Genomic DNA, 19,597 nt, shown 5'->3' on the forward strand with positions numbered 1-19,597 from the left:
CGTGAACGTGGGCGGCAAACCGCTGGCCGATTTCAGCGAACCCATCGAGATGATGAAAGATTGCCATCGGCGGATCGAGCATTTTCTAGAAGTATTGCGAGAAGCCGAACGGCGATTCGGCAATAGCGAACTCGAGGAAGAAGGACGTCACGCATTAGAGGCCTCGCTGAACTACTTCGCGAACTTCGCGCCGCGCCATACGGCTGACGAGGAGCAGTCGCTATTCCCACGGATGCGATACTCCGGCGACCCGGACGCACGGGAGGTCACGGCCGATTTAGAGCGTCTGGAAAACGACCATCGCGGTTGCGAGGCGCTCCATTCGCTCGTTGACCGCGTGGTGCGCAGTTGGCTCGAAACGGGTCGACTGGACGACGCTCAACGTGAGCGCCTTCGGCCGGCGCTTGATGAACTGGAAGAGATTTATGCGGCTCACATACAACTTGAGGAAGGGAAGGTCTTTGCGATCGCAGTTCGCATACTAAAATCTGAGCAAATTCGGGAAATCGGCGAGGAAATGAGAAAGCGGCGATCGCTCGCGAGCCTCGGACACGTAGGCGCGGGCTTGTCCGAGAAGTAGAGGCTGTAGTCCGAGAGACCCCCGCGGCATGGAGTCGGAAGATGATCAATTCACTGTACCTTCGCGTGAAGCGAATCTATGAACCTCCGTCAAATCAAGACGGACTTCGAATCCTGGTGGATAGGCTATGGCCGCGTGGACTCAAGAAAGAGACCTGCAAACTCGACAATTGGCTGAAAGAGGTTGCTCCCAGCGACAAACTGCGCCGCTGGTTTGGGCATGACCCGGCCCGTTGGGAAGAGTTTCAAAGGCGATACTTCGAGGAACTAGATGAGAGACCGGACGTCCGGCAGGCTGTCAAGGAGCTGGCGCGGGAGAAAACCGTTACGCTTCTCTATGCGGCTCACGATCCCCAGCACAATAACGCTGTGGCCCTAAAGAATTACCTTCAACGCGTCCGCCAAACCAAGGGGATTCGCTGACGCCACGCTCCGGCGCAGGTAACACGATTCGACAGGAGATGACGATCCGGAAGGAGAAGGCCGACGATGGCGACATCGCAATCTCCGGCCGAGTTCAATCTGATTTCAAAGAAAGGAGAGACTATCATGGCGATTCCGCATGCGGCTCCCGGTATTCCCGTAGATCTTCGGCCACAAGCGGAGGGGTTTTCCGAGGCGAAGGCGAACGCGCTGGTGAAGACCGAAGACTTTGAGGCCATCCGGATGGAGATCCCAAAAGGACACGAGGTGTGTCGCAATCACCAGGTGGAAGGCCCAATCACGATCCATTGTATGAAAGGCCAAATTGCGTTTACAGCAAATGGCGAAACGCGAGTTGTACCTGAGGGACATTGGCTTTTTTTGCCGGGTGGTGTCCCTCACACAATCGCCGGCAGGGAGAACTCGCTCATATTGTTGACGATCATGTTTCCTTAACGCAATGCCAACTAACCCACCTGAAAGGTAAAACATATGCAACCGCGACTTGATTATGCGAGCGTCGCTCCGGATGGCGTTAAGGCCATGTGGGGACTGGAGAAATACGTGCACGGCTGCGGACTGGAGCCTTCCTTGTTGGAACTCGTGAAGACCCGCGCCTCCCAGATTAATGGCTGTGCCTACTGCATCGACATGCACACCAAGGATGCCCGGGCCGGCGGCGAAACCGAGCAGCGACTCTACGCGCTCTCCGCCTGGCGCGAGACGCCATTCTTCAGTGACCGGGAGCGCGCCGCTCTCGCCTGGACCGAAGCTGTGACCAACGTCGCACAAACGAATGTTCCGAACGAAGTCTATGAGCTCGCCCGGCAGCACTTCGACGAGAAAGAGTTGGCAGACCTGACACTGGCGGTTGTGGCGATTAACGGATGGAACCGGCTGGCCGTCAGTTTTCGGAAGGTGCCGGGGACGTATGAGACTTCACAGCACAAGGGACGCCCCACGGTTGCGTGAAGGCGGCGCACTTGCCCTTCCGCCTGGTAGCTGAACTCGCGCCAAGAATTAATGCGTGGGCTGCCGACAATCGGTCAGGAGACGACCGGAGCGGTCAACGGCAGCCGAGATTGGAACACTTAGAATCGGAAAGGTGGCGGCAATGAAGCACATAGGCTTAATTGGAGGGCTCAGCCCCGAGTCGACTGTTCATTACTATGAAATAATCTGTCGCGAATACAATCACCGGGCCGGCGAATTGAACTTTCCCGAGATTACCCTCCAGAGTCTGAACCTGCAGAAATTAATCCCGCACTTCGAACAAAACGAATGGGACAAGGTCGCTGCCATTCTTTTGGACGCTTTGCACTGTCTCAAGAACGCCGGCGCCGAATTCGCGGCGATTCTGGCGAACACGCCTCACAATGCGTACGCCCTGATCCGCGAGTCAAGTCCATTGGAAATCCTCACGATTATGGATGCTACGTCCGAGGCGCTTGTCAGCGACGCCCGGCGGAAAGTTGCGCTGCTGGGCACACGGCCCACCATGGAGTTCGGGTTTTTCCAGAAGCATTTTCAGGCGAGTCATATCGAAACGCTCGTTCCCGACGCGCACGCGAGGCAGGAGTTGGACCGTATTGTGTGGGAGGAGCTGTCGCACGGAACCGTGCGCCCCGAATCCCGCGCAGCGGCGAAGGGCATGATTGCCGATTTGACCGCGCAGGGCGCCGAGGCGGTGATTCTTGGCTGCACGGAACTCTGCCTTCTAATCCAGCCAGAGGACAGTCCAAAGCCACTCTACGACACAACCCGCATTCACGCCGAAGCGATTCTCAATTTTGCGATGGAGTAACCGGAATATTATGAGCGACACGCGAGAACCGGACTGGGACTTAAAAGCAGCGGGTGTATTGCGCGACCAACGCGCGGTGTACGACACGATGCGCGAACGTTGCCCAGTGGCGTACAGCGAGTCATTGCAGTGGTCTGTGTTTCGGCACGAGGACGTGATGCGCGTGCTCTCAGACCACGAGACCTTCAGCAGCACCGTTTCGGAGCACTTGTCTGTTCCAAGCGGCATGGATCCACCCGAGCATACGGCATATCGTGCAATTGTCGAACGGTATTTTTCTAGCGAGCGGATAGCGACGTTCGAGCCTATCTGCCGCAACCTCGTTGTGGATCTGGTCCAGGATCTGCTCGAACGTGGTCAGGTGGAGCTTGTTGCTGATTTTGCGCTGCCTTTTGCGGCACGGGCCCAATGCGCCTTCCTTGGATGGCCGTCAACGTTACAGGAACCGCTCATCCGCTGGACCCAGAAAAACCACGCCGCCACATTCGCCCAGAATCGCAAAGTCATGTCGGAGATTGCACGGGAGTTTGAGGGCTTGGTTGACGAGCTTATAGAGGACCGGCTTGAGGCTGGCGCCAAGGCGGATGACGACATTACGGCGTCCCTCATGCACGACACGGTTTGGGGACGACCGTTAAGCCACGAAGATATCGCGAGTATCCTGCGAAATTGGACTGTCGGGGAAATCGGGACAATCTCTGCCGCCGTTGGGATATTGGCTCATTATCTTGCCGAACACGCCGATCTTCAATCGCAACTTCGGGCGGAGCCGTCGCTCTTGCCTGCCGCCATCGATGAGATTCTGCGGATTCACGGCCCCCTCGTTGCCAATCGGCGAGTCACAACCAGGCCTGTGGAAATCAATGGCCGGCAAATCGACGCAGGCGAACGAGTCTCGCTCATGTGGATTTCCGCCAATCGTGATGGCCGGGCCTTTGACGAACCGGATTGCTTTTGTTTTGATCGGGAGGTGGAGAAGAATCTTCTGTACGGCGCCGGCTTGCACGTTTGCCCAGGCGCACCGCTTGCGCGACTCGAGATGCGAGTCTGGCTGGAAGAATTGTTGGCCCGCACAGACAGCGTCGGGCTCGTTCCGGGAACTCCCCCAAGAAATGCGGTTTACCCTGGCAGCGGGTTTGCCAAATTGCCGCTGTTGATACAATAACTCAGCGAAGCTTTTTGTTCGATCCATCGACATGCAGTTCGCCAGGATTGACAAGCGAGGTTCGTAAGACGGTAGATCGCCTCGGATAATGTTGCGAATAGAACGACGGTGCAAAGTGCGTTCCAAGGGTACGATGCGCGTAAGCGCGAGTACGAACGGCGCAAGCATTCGCAGTAATGTCCCAGAATGCCTGGGTCCACAGTTGTTCTGGTTGCCATAGAATCTGGAAAGTTGCTTGTGGAGGGTCGGGCCCAGGTCAGCTTGCAGGTGTCGAGCATTTAAGGTTCACACAATTGATTTCGCAACCACAATAGTGACGTCGTCGGCGATGGTATTTCCCCCCATGAAATCGGTCACATCAGCATCAATGGCTTTTCCGATACTCCCCGCCTCGCCTTCGGCCGCGCGGGCTGCCGCCCTGAGACCCACCTCGCCATCCTGCTGGACAAGCTTGGACTACTCCTCAAAAACAAACCAAAGTCGATCGAAATGCAGTGCAAGCTTTTGGCACTCAACCTCCAAATTATTAGCTCGACACGTCGTCCCGGACTTGCTGGTCGACCTTAGCGCGGGTTTCTCGCTTCTGGCTGTAGATGATGAGGGGAACGCCCGCGGATATACTGAATTTGAGAAACACGGCTTGCGCGGAAACGCACGCGCATAATGCTGTGTGGGAATCTACTGCCTCGGCATAAAATCCTGTCCGCGAATGTTGTCACCGATATAAGGAATGAGTCAGAAGATATTCAGGGTAAAGAAAAATGCTCTTGGCGGGATTCGGACGGACTATACTGAGAATCTTGTTCGGTTCACGTGGACTGGAGTTAATCGATACCAACGACGTTGCTCCCGCCGACGACATTAACGGTCTATTGGCACAAGACTGGTTGCTCGTCAAGCTCCTTACGCTGAGGCCGTGCCCGCACCGCAAGCGACATGATGCTTGAATTGAGAGCGGGCCAAGTGCTCTACCTAACCGATGATGCGCTTCTTTCACTTCAGGGCATTGAAGACGCATCCGTACTCTTGACGATCTTGCCCCGAAAGGCTAGTGATCATCGTGCACATCAGGCTTAAGACACTGTTATTGCTTCTAGGGCCATTCTTGGCCCTCGTTATCGCGGCCTATGTCCAGTGGGGCATGTTCGGTCTTCCGTCGCTGTCGCCCAGCCTCCCGACGATTCGCGAAGCGGTGGTGGAGCCTCACGGTTTTCCGATTTGGCTGCGCATTACCCACTACATCAACTTTCTATTCCTGGTCCTGCTAGTCCGTAGCGGCCTGCAAATCCTCGCGGACCATCCGCGGCTATACTGGAACCCCCACAGTACGCCGGGTACGGAATGGCTTCGGCTGACACCGATCGAAGTGCCTAAAGACCGCGTTTGGACAGCCAAGGATGACTCCCGTCACCTTAGCCCGTGGATTGGTCTGCCCGGTTATCGACACACCATTGGCATGGCCCGGCACTGGCACTTTCTCAGCGTTCTGTTCTGGGTGGGCAATGGCCTACTCTTCGTGATCCTGCTGTTCGCGACCGACCAGTGGAAGCGCCTGGTACCCAACTCCTGGCAAATCGTCCCCGACGCCTGGGCGGTCTTCGTCCACTATGCCACCTTCCACTTGCCGCCGGAGCCGAATGGCTTCTACCAGTACAACGCCCTCCAGCAACTGACATACTTCGGAGTGGTGTTTATCCTGGCACCGCTGGCAATCCTGACCGGCCCCTCGATGTCGCCCGCATTTACGGCCCGATTCAAATGGTATCCGAAGGTACCCGGCAATCGGCAGATAGGTCGCTCGCTGCATTTCCTCATCATGTGTGCCTTCGTCATCTTTCTCGTGGGCCATGTAATCATGGTAGCGATGACCGGGTTTATCCGTAACATGAACCATATCGTCGTGGGCACCGACGACGCCAGCTTGACCGGCGTGTACCTCGGCCTTATGGGAGTGGGCGTCATTGTGTTAGTGAACGCGCTGGCCAACTGGTCAGCGTGGCGCCACCCGAGGCTGGTGCAGCATGTGGCCAAGGTGATTGTCGCGCCGGTGATGTCGTTCCTTCTCGACCGTACCGCTCCACGGGCCGAGTTTCGCCGCGAGGATATCTCTCCATTCCTCTGGGCCAACGGCAAGGTACCCACCTGCGAGGAATGGATCACGCTTGCCGCCGACAACTTCAAAGAGTACCGACTGAAAGTATCGGGCCTGGTGGAGAACCCGGTCGAACTGTCGCTGGACGACCTACGGGCAATGGGCAAGAAGGAGCAGATCACGTTGCACCACTGCATCCAGGGCTGGTCGGGCATCGCGGCTTGGGGTGGTTTGCCGATGGCGGAGCTAATCAAACTCGTCCGGCCGAAGCACAACGCGAAGGCAATTGTCTTCCGTTCGTTTGGCGAGGGGGTCGCGCTCCATAAGGGCGTCTCGGGTGTTCAATACTACGACAACCTCTCGATCGCGAACGCGTTGAACTCTCAAACATTGCTGGCGTACGAGATGAATTACCAGTCGCTCAATCATCTTCATGGGGCCCCTTTACGGTTGCGTGTCGAGAATCAGCTCGGCTTCAAGATGGTCAAGTGGATCAAGGAGATCGAGTTCGTCGAGGATGTTCAGTCGATCGGCGAGGGAGAAGGCGGCTTTGCCGAGGACCACGAATACTTTGGCGATCTGGCCAATATCTGAGCGTCGCGCCGGACACGCGCGAAGGCTTTGCGAAAGGACCACCCTATGCAACTCGAAATGATTGGGCTGGGCTGGATGGAAACCAACATGGTACGGCGTCTTCTGCAGGCCGGTTACCAGTGCTTTGTGCCGTACACTAGCGTCGCTGTCCCGTGATGCTCATACTCTTTGAGTTGCTTGACCACTTCAGGAAGATCGTCGAGTTCCTCGAAATATCGAGCACCTTTCTGGTAGCCCATTGTACGTTTCCTGATAGGAGGACCGATGGAGCGCCCGCATAAAGTTGTAGTTGTTGGTGGCGGATTCGGCGGGTTGTATACGGTACAATCACTGAGGCGAACACCCGTGCAGGTCACCGTGATCGACCGCCGAAACTTTCACCTGTTCCAGCCACTGTTGTATCAAGTGGCCACTGGAGGGCTCTCGCCGGCAAATATCGCAGCACCACTCCGGTCTGTTTTGAAGCGTCAGAAGAATGCTCGAGTGCTCATGGCCGAGGTCTCGGGCTTCGACCTGAGCAAACGCCGCGTGCTGATGACGGACGGAAACGTTCCTTACGACTCGCTTGTCGTCGCGGCCGGCTCCGAAAGCTTCTTCTTTGGTCATGCGGACTGGGAGCAATGGGCACCGGCGCTGAAAACTGTGGAAGATGCCACCAAGATTCGGCAGCGGATTCTCTTGGCTTTCGAGATCGCGGAACGAGAAACCGATCCACAAAGGATTCAGCAGTGGCTGACTTTCGTCGTTGTGGGAGGCGGTCCGACGGGCGTCGAGTTGGTCGGAGCTCTAGCGGAAATTGCCTGCTGCACCCTACGGAACGAATTCCGGTCGATCAATCCACGTGATTCGCGGATTATATTGCTGGAGGGGCAGGAGCGGATCCTACCCTCCTATCCGGCCAAGCTCTCCAGCAAGGCGAAAGCTCATTTGGAAAAAATGTGCGTAACTGTTCGTACCGGTGTTTTGGTCAGTGACATCCGGCCGGACGCCGTCACCTTTCGCACGGGTGGCCAAACCGAGACTATTTCCACAAGAACCATATTGTGGAGCGCTGGTACGCGCGCCTCAGCGCTGGGTCAGTTGCTTGGTGACGCGGCGAGCATTCCTGTTGATCGACAGGGGCGGGTGCCGGTGATGCCGGACCTTTCAATACCCGGCTATCCAGAAGTTTTCGTGATCGGCGATCTGGCTAGTTACATGCACCAGATTAACGCACCACTTCCCGGCGTAGCTCCCGTGGCGATGCAGGAGGGGCACTATGTTGCCAGCGTGATCCGGAGTCGTTTGCTGGGGAAAGCACTGCCATCCTTTCATTACCACGATTACGGTACTATGGCGACGATCGGCCGCGCTCGGGCAGTAGCAATGATCGGTCCGCTGAGACTCTCCGGGTTTCACGCTTGGCTCACCTGGCTTTTCGTCCACCTCATGTATATTGTTGCGTTCCAGAACCGCTTGTTGATCCTTCTCCAATGGGCATGGAACTATTTTACCTGGAATCGTGCAGCCCGCTTAATTACCGGCGACGCCCCCCTGCCGTTTCAGCGGAACAAAGCTACAAGTCAGAAAACGGCGACAAACGAGGGATCAGCAGATTCTCAAGCTTCGGAGTCGATAACCGAGATCGCATACTTCTCAAACACATAGCCGCTAATAGGGATAACCATGATCGATGTACGCCGGCAATTATCGCTCCCCTCTGGAGCTTCCACCACATACTACTCACTTCACGAGTTAGAGAAAAGAGGGGTCGCGACCATCTCGCGGTTACCGGTGAGCCTCCGTATCCTCCTTGAATCGGTGCTACGCCGACTGGACGGTCACCGCATTCGTGATGAGGACGTCGAAGCGCTCGTCCAGTGGCAGCCGTGCGCCGCGCGCACAGCGGAGGTACCTTTCGTCGTCGGTCGCGTACTGTTGCAGGATTTCACTGGAGTCCCACTTCTCGTCGATCTCGCCGCGATGCGCTCGGCGGTGGCGCGCCGAGGTCTTGACGTCGAGCGAGTGCGGCCGTTGGTTCCCGTCGATCTTGTGATCGATCACTCCGTGCAGGTCGATTACTTCGGCCGCGACGATGCCCTGCGTCTCAACATGGAGATGGAGTTCCACCGCAACCGCGAGCGCTACCGCTTTCTCAAGTGGGGAAAGGAGGCATTCGACGGCCTGCGGATCGTACCCCCCGGATTCGGCATATGCCATCAGGCGAACCTCGAGTTTCTCGCGCAAGGCGTCCTCCAGAGAGACGGAGTGATGTACCCCGACACCCTCGTCGGCACCGATTCGCACACGCCCATGGTTAACGGGCTCGGGATCCTCGGTTGGGGCGTCGGCGGCATCGAGGCCGAAGCAGCCATGCTCGGCCAACCGATCCACATACTCCTGCCCGACGTCGTCGGCGTGAATCTCCACGGCCGCCTGCGCGAAGGCGTGACCGCCACTGACCTTGTCCTGCACATTACGCAACGCTTGCGGCAAGAACACGTCGTCGGCAAGTTCGTCGAGTATCATGGCGAGGGCGCCGCGAGCCTGTCCGTGCCCGACCGGGCCACGCTCGGAAACATGTCGCCCGAATACGGCGCGACCGTCGGTTACTTCCCTGTTGACGAGCAGACTTGCCGCTATCTCCAAGCGACAGGGCGCACCGACGATCATGTCGAAACGGTTCGGCGCTATTTCCAGGCCCAGGGAATGTTCGGAATCCCCGAACAAGGCCAGTGTGAGTATTCCACGATGGTGGACGTGAATCTCGCCGAGATCGAGCCGTCCGTTGCCGGACCGAAGCGTCCGCAGGACCGGATCGCGCTCAGCCAGTTGAAGGAACGATTTCTCACCTTGCTGGCAAGCCCCGAAGCGTACGGAAAGCCGGATGCCGCGCGCCGCGTGAGAGTACACCTCGGCAATGGTGGTGCGCCGCGGCCCGGCGGCGGCGAGCAAGCGGAAGACACGCGCCCGAACGGGCGCGAACAAGAAACCAACCCGCTGACCGAGCGCGAGATGATGAATAACCGCCACACGCCGAACCATCTCGAACAGTCGGACCGAGCCGTAGCCCCAGCCTCGGCCGTCGAACTCGCCCATGGCGACGTCGTCATCGCGGCCATTACCTCGTGCACCAACACTTCGAACCCCGCGGTGATGCTTGCCGCGGGGCTCCTTGCGAAGAAGGCCGTCGAGCTCGGGCTCACCGTGAAACCATGGGTGAAAACCTCGCTCGCCCCCGGTTCGCCCGCCGTGAGCCAATACCTCACGAAGACCGGTCTTATGCCGTACCTTGATCAACTGGGCTTCAACGTCGTCGGCTTCGGCTGCACGACCTGCATCGGCAATTCCGGACCCCTCGACCGCGAACTCGAGGACACCATCACGGCAAACGATCTCATTACTGCAAGCGTGCTGTCGGGCAATCGGAACTTCGAAGCGCGCATTCATCAAAGCGTTAAGGCCAACTTCCTCATGAGTCCGCCGCTCGTCGTTGCCTTCGCCATTGCCGGCCGCGTGGACATCGATCTCACGCGCGAGCCCATCACAGCCGTCGACGGACGCGATATCTACCTGCGCGACATCTGGCCACCCATGCAGGAAATCGATGCGCTCCTTGCAAGCGCCTACGATCCCGTCGAATACCGGCGCATCTATGCGGATTACGCGAATCAGAACCTCGCGTGGAATCAGATACCTATCACGACGGGGCTGCTCTACGATTGGGATCCCGCGTCGCTCTATATTCGCGAGCCGCCGTACTTCGATCCCTCGATGGCGGCGCCCTCCAGCGCGGCCTTCTCCGGCGCGCGCGCGCTGGCTATTTTCGACGATTCCATCACCACCGACCATATCAGCCCGGCCGGCGCGATCAGCGCCAAAACGCCCGCCGGCGAGTACCTGCGCGACCACGACGTCCCCGTGCAGGACTTCAACAGCTACGGCGCGCGCCGAGGCAACCACGAAGTCATGGTTCGCGGCACCTTCGCCAACGTACGTATTCGAAACCGCATGGTTCCCGGCGTCGAAGGCGGCGTCACCCTCCACCAACCCGGCGGCAAACGCATGACCTTCTATGAGGCTGCGGCACGATACCGAGCCGACGGCGTGCCCCTGGTGGTCTTCGCGGGACAGGAGTACGGCGCGGGCAGCTCACGAGACTGGGCTGCCAAGGGCACCCGACTTCTCGGTGTGCGCGCGGTGATAGCTCGGGGGTTTGAGCGGATTCACCGATCGAATTTGATCGGGATGGGCGTCCTCCCCTGCGAGTTTCCGGAAGGCGTGCACGCACAGACCCTCGGTCTCGACGGTACCGAGCGACTCGACCTCGCGCTGAGTGAGCCTGTGCGCCCGCGCCAGCTGGCGGACTTGCACATCGAGCGCCGGGGCGGCCGACGCGAGTCGGTGCGACTCCTGTTGCGGATTGATACGCCGATCGAAGCCGCCTACTTCTCGGCAGGTGGCATCTTGCCGTATGTGCTCGAACAACTACTCGCCCAGGCGTAAGACACAGGCGAACCTTACGAGAGGGCTGGTATGAAAATGACGGTGACAATACCCGTAAGACGGTGTCTACCAACAGGCCAATGCGCACCTGTCCTGCAATCGAGTTCGAAAGAGGAACTGGACAGAGCTATGTACCTGCATCCGAGCCAAGCGCGTCTACGAAGCACCTTCGGAGACGGATGGCCTGTGAATCATAGTGGGCGGGCTCTGGCCGCGCGGCCTGCCGCACGCCCTGATGCCCGGCGATGGCTCTACCTACTGGACGACAAACCTCATTCATGCCCAGAGATCGAGGTTTCCTCATTGCTCGTGACCATCCTGTTCCCCAGGCCGCTGGAGGAACGTCAATCTTGTGCTGGGCCAGGGCCAGGAAGCCCAGCTTACCCTCATGTTTTTTGAGTTGTGGTAGAAAAAGGATTGGCAACGCGGAACAGGTCTCATCAACAAGCTCTGCTCCCGATGTAAGGACTTAAAGTTGGCGAAGGGCTCAACGGAAACCAAGAACCGGAGTAAATAATGCCACATTTCACGTATTTGATTGTTGGTGGCGGAATGACTGCCGATGCCGCCATCGACGGGATCCGCGAGGTAGACCCCAGTGGCTCGATCTGTGTGATTTGCGCCGAGTCACATCCCCCTATAATCGCCCACCCTTGTCCAAGGGGCTCTGGAAGGGCAAGCCTTTGGAAAGTATCTGGCGTAAGACCCACGACGAAGGGGTGACCCTCCACATCGGCCGGCAGGCAAGAGCTCCGGACGCACAGAACACGTGCGTCACTAACGATCAGGGGATGATCTATACCTTTGGCAAGCTGCTCCTCGCCAACGGCGGCACTCGATGAGCCCCAGCAGAGCATCGATGATTACGTCCTTACGCTCGAAATGCCGGTAGAGCGCGGAAGGGAGAAGGCCGACACGTCGGGCGACGGCGCCCAAATTCAGCCCCTTCATACCTTTTCTGGAAACCACAACTAACGCCGCCTCCAGGATCTGCTCCGGGCGGACCTCGGTATCGAGCTTTTCTTTGGTCATATCGCCATCATTTAGTGAAACTATATTCACATTATATTGTTTATGGTGCGCGATGGAGAGCTTGTCAAGCTGGCCGACCTAGACACGGGAGAGTTGATTTATTGCTAATATGAAGGATTTACGGTACTTTTTTTCAAAAGCAATGCCTTGATTCAGCCTTATATACTTATTAAATGGCAATTTAGTGAACATACTTTCGCTTAATTCGAAACGCCAGAGAGCGCTTGACAACGGGTAGATACTGAGGTATAGTGAATGCATATTCAATAATGAATTGTAATTCATTTCTACGGAGATATGAAAAATGATGTCCGGTCAAGAGATCAATGCGGGAGGCAAGAAGCGGCGACAGCCCGTGGACAGTGCGATTCTTGATGCTGCCGAACAGGTGTTCGGATGGAAGGGATATCAGCAGACGACCATGGAAGCTTTGGCTCGCGAGGCGAGAATCTCGGTAGGAACGCTGTACAACCTCTTCAAGAGCAAGGAAGACATTTACGGGCGAGTCGTTCAACGAGTTGGCGAGTTTGTTGTCCGCCGTATCGAGCCTTTAGCTCGTGCCAGTGATCCTGAGGCGGCGGCTCTCGACGTTATTCGGCTTCGTTTGTGCAACTACGTGAATGACCGTCTGTTCTTTCAGCCCTTCTGCTTTCCAGCCTACTTGGGTCTGCAGCCGGAGCCCGCGCGTCTTGGACCCGAGGTCAACCGGCTCTATCAGCAGTATGTGGATCTTGTCGAACAGATCTTCGGACGATGTCTCGAGAAAGCTGGGCAGACGGGGACTCCTGGAATGAAGATGGCGGTTTGCCTCGAAGGCATGATAACTGCCTTTATGGGCTATTGGTCAGAACCGTTACAGTCGGACAATCTCGCCAAGGTCGCGCGGCACATGAAGACCGTGCTGCTTCGCGGTATAGCGCCTGCGGTCGACCAACCGGAGAGCGATACGGTAGCGGAGTCTCGTGCGATTTACATCAGCCGCTACGACCTGGAACGCCTGAGTGAACTTATCAAGGTAGTGCGTGCCTTCGGCAAAGAGGAGAATCAGAAATACGCCGACATCTTGGACGATGAGCTGAAACATGCCCGCGTCACGAGTCCGCGAGAGGTGCCGCCAGATGTAGTAACCATGAACTCCAAGGTGCGGGTCGCAAATCCCACTACGGGTACCGACCGAGTCTATACCCTGGTATTTCCGCGGAACGCCGATTCAGCGCCCGAGAACATCTCCATCCTAAGCCCACTTGGAACCGCAGTTTTTGGCCGGCGATTGGGTGATGTCTTTACCGTGGACGCGGGGGAGGATGCCCAGATGTATGAGATTACCCAGATGCTTTATCAGCCGGAGGCATCCGGTGATTACCATCTGTAATTTCCGGCAAACCATTCAGCGAAGAGGTCAAAGGAGCAGTCACATGGAAAAGCACATCTTCATTACGGCACTGGACAGACACCGTATCATGGACTGTCTATCGGTTCTTTCGGAGTCTCCCGACAAGCGAGACCTGGCCTATATTCAATACCTTGAAAAAGAGATCAAGCGCGCCCAAGTCGTTCTTGACCCAGTTGAAATGCCCGCCGACGTTATCACGATGCGTTCCAGCGCCAAGCTGAGAGACATGACGAGCGGAGCGCTATTGGATTGCACCTTGGTGTACCCCTCGGAACGTGACCCGGAAAAAGGTCTCATTTCCGTACTCGCTCCCTTGGGCGCGGCGATGATCGGGTACAAAGCCGGGGATTCCTTCGAAGTGGATTTGCCCAAAGGGCGGACGCAATTTCTGATCGAGGCAATAACGTACCAGCCAGAATCGGCAGGCGATCAGTACGTCTAAACGCACGCTCGTGCGGGCGCCTATTCCCGCTGGGAAACGAACGTTTACTACGTTCGAAGAAGCCTTCCGCCGTTGGAAGAAGATAAGCCCGGAAGTCTGGTTGCTTACGACGTTGATGCAACTGTTTACGGCAGTCTACGGCGCTACTGGCAAGGTTCGATGACTACCCGCAAACGTCTACGAGAAAACGCGGAGGCTTTCTTGGGTAGATGCACAGGTTGGAGTGCGCATCAATTAGGAAGCCAAAAACAAGGTTCACGATGTCGGTACTGGTAGTGTAAAGAGGAGCCACGCCATGACTACGATCCGAAATGCAAACATGACCCGCAGGCAATCCTGGGGAATCGACGCTCCCAGCGAAACAGCGTCCCGATGGGCGATCGTCTTGGCCGGGGGAAATGGGAGCCGGATGCGCCCGTTTATCGAAAATTGGCTTGGCGAACCTCGCCCAAAACAATACTGTACGTTCGTGGGGACCCGCTCGATGCTGAAACACACGGTGGACCGTGCGGCCGAACTCGTACCAGCTGAGCAAATCATCACGATCATAGGCAAAGGACACCGCTCCTTTCTCGAGACCGAGTTCCCCCCTCTGCCGGGGAAGGTCATTGAACAGCCCAAGGATTGCGGAACAGCGGTAGGGATCTTTGTCCCACTCAGTTACATCATGGCAGAAGACCCGGAAGCTGTCGTCTTAGTGCTACCCTCGGATCACTACGTCTTTCCGGAAAAAGCATTTCTCAGCCACGCCTTGGGCGGGTACATGCTGGCTCGGGCTCATGAGGATCGCCTAATTCTGTTCGGAGCACCTGCAACCCGGCCCGAGACAGATTACGGATGGATTCTACCTTCGAGTTCAAAGAGAACGATAGTCGCCGGCGGTGCACTGCGGACGACGCGCGCCGTTAAGCATTTCCACGAGAAACCCGGACATGACGAGGCTACGGAATTACTTGCCATGGGCTGTTTGTGGAACACCATGATTGTCGCCGGCACGGCGAGAGCATTCTGGAAGCTCGGCTGGCAACTGCTTCCCCAGATGATGGAGCGCATTCACAACCTGCGGCTGGTGCTTCGAGGCGTCCGCTCCGGGGCAGGGACTTCCCGGGAGGAAGCCGATGCGCTTCATGACGTGTTTATTGGAATGCGATCGTACGACTTTTCGCGAGACCTACTGCAGCGGGCGACCGCGTGGACCAAGTCCGTCACCATGGATGGAGTCGAGTGGTGCGACTGGGGCCGTCCGGAACGCGTTGCGGCCACATTGAGGCAGCTCCAATTACGTCCGGCATTCCCGCCTCAACTGGCGAACGCGGTCGGACGAGCCCGGGAAGAATTCAGGATTCCACCGTGAACTTCCCACAACAATCTTGCGGGGAGGACATAGCCGTATGGCAATGGCGACCATTACCGCGATGCAGGCTAGACAGCGTGCCTCGATCCGTCCTTCCGCGCTCATTCCGATTTCCCAGGACCCAGAGTGGAAGAAGTGCGGGATGCGTCGAAAGTCTGGAATCCTTTGCCAATTATCTGATTTCGGCAATCTATTGCGCCGGACGATCCGGTAGTAATGGTCGTCTCTCGTAGACAATCGGGTCGTCCAACCGAAAGGAGTTATCGTATGAGCGAAAGAGAGGCTGTTATAAGTGAATTCGATCGGGCGCGGCTGCGAGAGGTGATCGATACGATTAGGACGCAAAGCGACATACGTCAGTGGTCGAGGGGGGACAGACTTCAGGAGAAATTGACCACTTCGACGACACTGTCCCCATCGGAAATCCCTGCAGACGTGATCACGATGAACTCGATCGCGCGCGTTCGCGACCTCGAATCGCAGAAAGAGGGGGTTTACAACCTTGTTTTTCCCTCGGATAGCAAGCCTATGGAGGGACGGGTGTCCGTGCTTTCCTTTCTTGGTATTGCGCTGTTCGGTTCCCGCATTGGCGACGTGGTCGAATGGGACACCCGGAAGACGCGCAGGTCGTTGGAAGTTGTGGAAATCATCTATCAGCCGGAAGCGGCAAGGCATTGGACTCTATGAACGGAAATCCAAGATGACACGGCCAACGCCTATAGGACGTTTGACAGCGAAACAACCAGTCTCCTTGAAACACTACAGGACGTCCCTGCTCGCGACCCACACAGCGCGTCTCGGCGGGAGAGGTAGATGGTTTCAAGCGGTTGCATATTGGATACGGGATGGCATACCACTATTTGCATAGGGATATGATATACCCCTTTGGGGCAATGTAGATTCTATGGCCCCCCTTTATTCAGGGCATGGAAGGTCGTGATGGAAACCAGCATTTTGTTAACGGGCGTTTTAGTGTTCTTTGCGCGAATTCTCGACGTCGCCATGGGGACGCTTCGAACCATGATGACCGTTCAAGGCCGTACACTAATTGCCTTCTCTTTGGGATTCGTGGAGGTCATCATCTGGATTCTCGTGGTCAGTGCTGTCGTGAGTCAAATCAAAGAGTCACCGGCATTGATTCTGTTCTACGCGTTTGGCTTCGCCAGCGGGAATGTAGTCGGCATCCTGGTTGAGGCGAGGCTCGCACTCGGAAACGTCTCACTGAAAGTGATCTCCAGGAAGGAAGGAAACACCTTGGCCGACAAGCTTCGAGCGGCCGGTCAGCCGGTGACCGTCTTCGCGGGTATGGGAATGCATGGGCCCGTCCATCAGCTCTTTGTGGTCTGCCGGCGGCGGGACGTAAACCACCTACTTGCGGTCGTCAAGAGCGTCGATGCGAACGCTTTCATCATCACGGAAATGGTCAAGGACGTCAATAAGTTTCTGAACCCGATTCGTATTCCGTTCGATTCCCTGCGATCGGATTCGAAAACAGACAGCGCAGCCACGCTAGCGACCAATCGGGCCCTGCCCGCTGGAATCTGCGGGAGCGAGGGTGACTGCGCAGACGAGTGACACCAGGATGACCGCGCTGAGAATAAAGAGAGACCCTAATAGCGTCGGAAAAATCAGACAGAGGGGAAGACCTTTGCTGCTGGTAATGACGACTGGTCATTCCACGCTCACGATCGAGGAATTCATCCGTCTTCTTGAGGCACACAGGGCAACTTGCGTCGTGGATGTTCGCACGGTGCCGCGGTCCCGGCACAACCCGCAATTCAACAAGGATTCGCTACCAGGCTCGTTGAAGAAGGTCGGTTTGGGATACGTACACATGCCAGGGCTCGGCGGCCTACGTTATGCGAAGCGCGATTCGATCAACGCTGGCTGGCGCAATGCCTCCTTTCGCGGTTATGCCGATTACATGCAAACGCCAGAATTCGCCCAGAGCCTCGAAGAATTGATCCAGTTGGCGAAGAAGGAGCAAATCGTCCTGATGTGCGCTGAAGCGGTGCCGTGGCGCTGTCATCGCTCACTCATCGCAGACGCCTTGCTCGTTCGCGGGATTCGCACCGAGGAGATCACAAGTGTCACTCGCCGTCAGGTTCATACCCTCACGCCCTTCGCCAAAGTTCGTGGCATCGCGATTACATATCCGACTGAGGCGTTAGGGAACACGGAAAAGAAACCGCCTGCTGAACGCTCACGGCCAAAGCCCAAAGCGAAGACCACACCTGGAGAAGGTTAAACCGTGTAGACAAACATACTCACGCAGGAACTGCTCGACAAGATGGACGCCTACTGGCGTGCAGCGAACTATCTGTCGGTCGGCCGGAATCATTTACAGGAGAATCGGCTGCTAAAGACGCTAAACTACGCGCCCAAGAGGATCGCTATCGCTCCAGTGTACATCGAGGAAAAACAATGAGGTGAACATGACCAAGAACAGCCAAATTGCATCGATGATATTGGGCGAAGTGGCATCTTCAGGCGTGGCTCGAGGGCCTGCGCTGGTGTGCGCCTGCGCAGAACACGCGACAGGTCCGCGACGAGTGGTAAGCGAGACCGAGGCTCAAAAGGAAATGGAGAAGCTCGATGCCGCAATTTCCGAGGTAGAGATGGAGTTGTTGGATTTGCAGAAAAAAGTCCAGCAAAGAGTTGGAAAGGAAGAGGCAGCGATTTTTGAGGCGCAAATTCTTCTTTTACACGACCCCTCACTCCGTGAGGAGATCAGTACCCGATGTCTGATTGGGAAGATTAATATTGAGACCGCCGTGGACGAGGCTATTGAAAAAATGGCCTCCTTATTTATTCAGATTGAAGATCGTTACTTCCGCGAACGGGCGGCAGACGTGCGAGATGTCGGAAAACGATTACTCGACAATCTGACTAAAAGCCAGTCGCCGGGAATTCCTACCCTTTCTGGCGGCAGTGTGATTGTCACCAGCGAGTTGTTACCTTCCGTTACGGCTCAGTTAGACAGTCAGAAGATTCGCGGATTGGTCGTGGAAAAGGGCGGACAAACCGCCCACGCCACCATTCTCGCACGTGCGTTAGGCATCCCGTTACTGATTCACGTTTCGGACGCCACCAAACTGATCCGCACAGGCGACCGACTTATCATAGATGGTTTGGCGGGACGCGTATTTATCAATCCGACTTCGGCAATTCTCCGCGAGTATGATCAGTTGGAAGCGGATCTTCAGGCCCATAAGACGGATTTGCAGGGCCTGATTAAATTACCCACGGTGACGCGGGACGGCGTGGCGATCAAGCTGTGTGCCAACATCGGCAAATCAGCCGATGCGGCGGCGGCTGCGACGTTGAATGCCGATGGTATTGGGCTTTATCGGACCGAATTCGCCTTTTTCGTACAGGATCATCTTCCGTCGGAGGAAGAGCAATACGAGATATACCGCAGCACTGCGGACCGATTGAAGCCGCGCGAAGTAGTTATTCGAGTATTGGATATTGGCAGCGACAAGCTGCTCCAATACTTTCCACTTCCACTCGAAGCCAATCCGTCGTTGGGGTGCCGGGGTATACGGCTGTTGCTGGCTTATCCTGAGATTTTGCGGACTCAATTGCGCGCCATTTTTCGCCTGAGCGCGACTCACCCCGTCTCCATCCTTTTTCCCATGGTAGGTGGCATGGAAGAACTGCTCGCGGTCAAAGCGGCCATCGAAAGCGTGAAGGCAAGTCTAGCAGTCGAACACCAGCCGTTTAATCCTCGCGTTTCGATCGGCGCGATGATCGAGACCCCGTCTGCCGCGATCTTAATCTTGCGATTGGCCCAGGAAGTTGACTTCCTCAGTATCGGCACTAACGATCTCGTTCAGTATCTCTTGACTGCTGACCGAACGAGCAGCGAGGTGGCGTCCTATTACGAGCCTCTACACCCGGCCGTGCTGCAAGTGCTAGCGTCATTGGCGACCGCGGCCAAAGCGAAGTGCAAGAGCATTTCCGTTTGCGGCGAGATGGCGGGTAACCCGGCCTACACAAAACTGTTGCTCGGGCTGGGATTTCGAAGTCTTAGTGTCAGTCCCAGTGAGATTCTCGAGATCAAGAACACGATTCGTTCAACCCACCTGCAACAGGCCGAGGACTTCGTCAGGCGAATTCTTCAGTTAGATACGATTCAGGAAATTAAGCAGTATCTCCGCGACGAGAAAGATCCGATGTATTGACCAATCGAACTAGAGGCAAGGTGTTTTGCGGCTGCGGAATTCGACGA

General features: G+C 56.6%; 18 protein-coding genes. 17 read left to right on the forward strand and 1 reads right to left on the reverse strand.

Annotated elements, in window-relative coordinates; translation table 11 throughout:
- Positions 1-7 precede the first annotated feature (7 nt).
- From HUU46_07215 to HUU46_07255, 9 genes are all read left to right on the forward strand, one after another.
- Complete coding sequence (locus HUU46_07215; protein NUM53415.1) at positions 8-580, forward strand: hemerythrin domain-containing protein; 573 nt, start codon at positions 8-10, stop codon at positions 578-580.
- A 41-nt stretch (positions 581-621) separates the two neighbouring features.
- A complete protein-coding gene (locus tag HUU46_07220) occupies positions 622-1,002 on the forward strand; it encodes a DUF488 domain-containing protein (protein NUM53416.1) in 381 nt (126 codons plus the stop codon).
- A 66-nt stretch (positions 1,003-1,068) separates the two neighbouring features.
- Complete coding sequence (locus HUU46_07225) at positions 1,069-1,458, forward strand: hypothetical protein (protein NUM53417.1); 390 nt, start codon at positions 1,069-1,071, stop codon at positions 1,456-1,458.
- Positions 1,459-1,494: 36 nt separating this feature from the next.
- Positions 1,495-1,974, forward strand: a complete 480-nt coding sequence (locus tag HUU46_07230; GenBank protein NUM53418.1) for a carboxymuconolactone decarboxylase family protein — start codon at positions 1,495-1,497, stop codon at positions 1,972-1,974.
- A gap of 142 nt (positions 1,975-2,116) precedes the next feature.
- Positions 2,117-2,806: an amino acid racemase gene (locus tag HUU46_07235; GenBank protein ID NUM53419.1), complete on the forward strand. Its 690-nt coding sequence runs from the start codon at positions 2,117-2,119 to the stop codon at positions 2,804-2,806.
- Between the two features lie 10 nt (positions 2,807-2,816).
- On the forward strand, positions 2,817-3,971 hold the full coding sequence (locus HUU46_07240) for a cytochrome P450 (protein NUM53420.1): 1,155 nt from the start codon (positions 2,817-2,819) through the stop codon (positions 3,969-3,971).
- 1,060 nt (positions 3,972-5,031) lie between these two features.
- Positions 5,032-6,657, forward strand: coding sequence for a molybdopterin-dependent oxidoreductase (locus tag HUU46_07245; protein NUM53421.1), 1,626 nt, complete (start codon positions 5,032-5,034; stop codon positions 6,655-6,657).
- A gap of 264 nt (positions 6,658-6,921) precedes the next feature.
- A complete protein-coding gene (locus HUU46_07250; protein ID NUM53422.1) occupies positions 6,922-8,304 on the forward strand; it encodes an NAD(P)/FAD-dependent oxidoreductase in 1,383 nt (460 codons plus the stop codon).
- Between the two features lie 18 nt (positions 8,305-8,322).
- Positions 8,323-11,142 (forward strand): aconitate hydratase, encoded by a 2,820-nt coding sequence (locus tag HUU46_07255; protein ID NUM53423.1) that lies wholly within the window; start codon positions 8,323-8,325, stop codon positions 11,140-11,142.
- Positions 11,143-11,919: 777 nt separating this feature from the next.
- On the opposite strand, the gene HUU46_07260 is transcribed toward HUU46_07255, so the two are convergent.
- Positions 11,920-12,174, reverse strand: coding sequence for a helix-turn-helix transcriptional regulator (locus HUU46_07260; protein ID NUM53424.1), 255 nt, complete (start codon positions 12,172-12,174; stop codon positions 11,920-11,922).
- A gap of 304 nt (positions 12,175-12,478) precedes the next feature.
- On the opposite strand from HUU46_07260, the gene HUU46_07265 reads away from it, so the two are divergent.
- From HUU46_07265 to ptsP, 8 genes are all read left to right on the forward strand, one after another.
- Positions 12,479-13,546, forward strand: coding sequence for a GreA/GreB family elongation factor (locus tag HUU46_07265; GenBank protein NUM53425.1), 1,068 nt, complete (start codon positions 12,479-12,481; stop codon positions 13,544-13,546).
- A gap of 43 nt (positions 13,547-13,589) precedes the next feature.
- Positions 13,590-14,009 (forward strand): GreA/GreB family elongation factor, encoded by a 420-nt coding sequence (locus HUU46_07270; protein NUM53426.1) that lies wholly within the window; start codon positions 13,590-13,592, stop codon positions 14,007-14,009.
- A 295-nt stretch (positions 14,010-14,304) separates the two neighbouring features.
- Complete coding sequence (locus tag HUU46_07275) at positions 14,305-15,363, forward strand: NTP transferase domain-containing protein (GenBank protein NUM53427.1); 1,059 nt, start codon at positions 14,305-14,307, stop codon at positions 15,361-15,363.
- Between the two features lie 435 nt (positions 15,364-15,798).
- Complete coding sequence (locus tag HUU46_07280; GenBank protein ID NUM53428.1) at positions 15,799-16,050, forward strand: GreA/GreB family elongation factor; 252 nt, start codon at positions 15,799-15,801, stop codon at positions 16,048-16,050.
- Between the two features lie 252 nt (positions 16,051-16,302).
- Positions 16,303-16,938 (forward strand): DUF2179 domain-containing protein, encoded by a 636-nt coding sequence (locus HUU46_07285; GenBank protein ID NUM53429.1) that lies wholly within the window; start codon positions 16,303-16,305, stop codon positions 16,936-16,938.
- Between the two features lie 7 nt (positions 16,939-16,945).
- Positions 16,946-17,611, forward strand: coding sequence for a DUF488 domain-containing protein (locus HUU46_07290; protein ID NUM53430.1), 666 nt, complete (start codon positions 16,946-16,948; stop codon positions 17,609-17,611).
- Between the two features lie 42 nt (positions 17,612-17,653).
- Complete coding sequence (locus tag HUU46_07295) at positions 17,654-17,791, forward strand: hypothetical protein (protein ID NUM53431.1); 138 nt, start codon at positions 17,654-17,656, stop codon at positions 17,789-17,791.
- 7 nt (positions 17,792-17,798) lie between these two features.
- A complete protein-coding gene (gene ptsP, locus HUU46_07300; protein NUM53432.1) occupies positions 17,799-19,550 on the forward strand; it encodes a phosphoenolpyruvate--protein phosphotransferase in 1,752 nt (583 codons plus the stop codon).
- The last annotated feature ends 47 nt before the right edge of the window (positions 19,551-19,597 follow it).

Source organism: Candidatus Hydrogenedentota bacterium, assembly GCA_013359265.1.
Lineage (GTDB): Bacteria > Hydrogenedentota > Hydrogenedentia > Hydrogenedentales > SLHB01 > JABWCD01.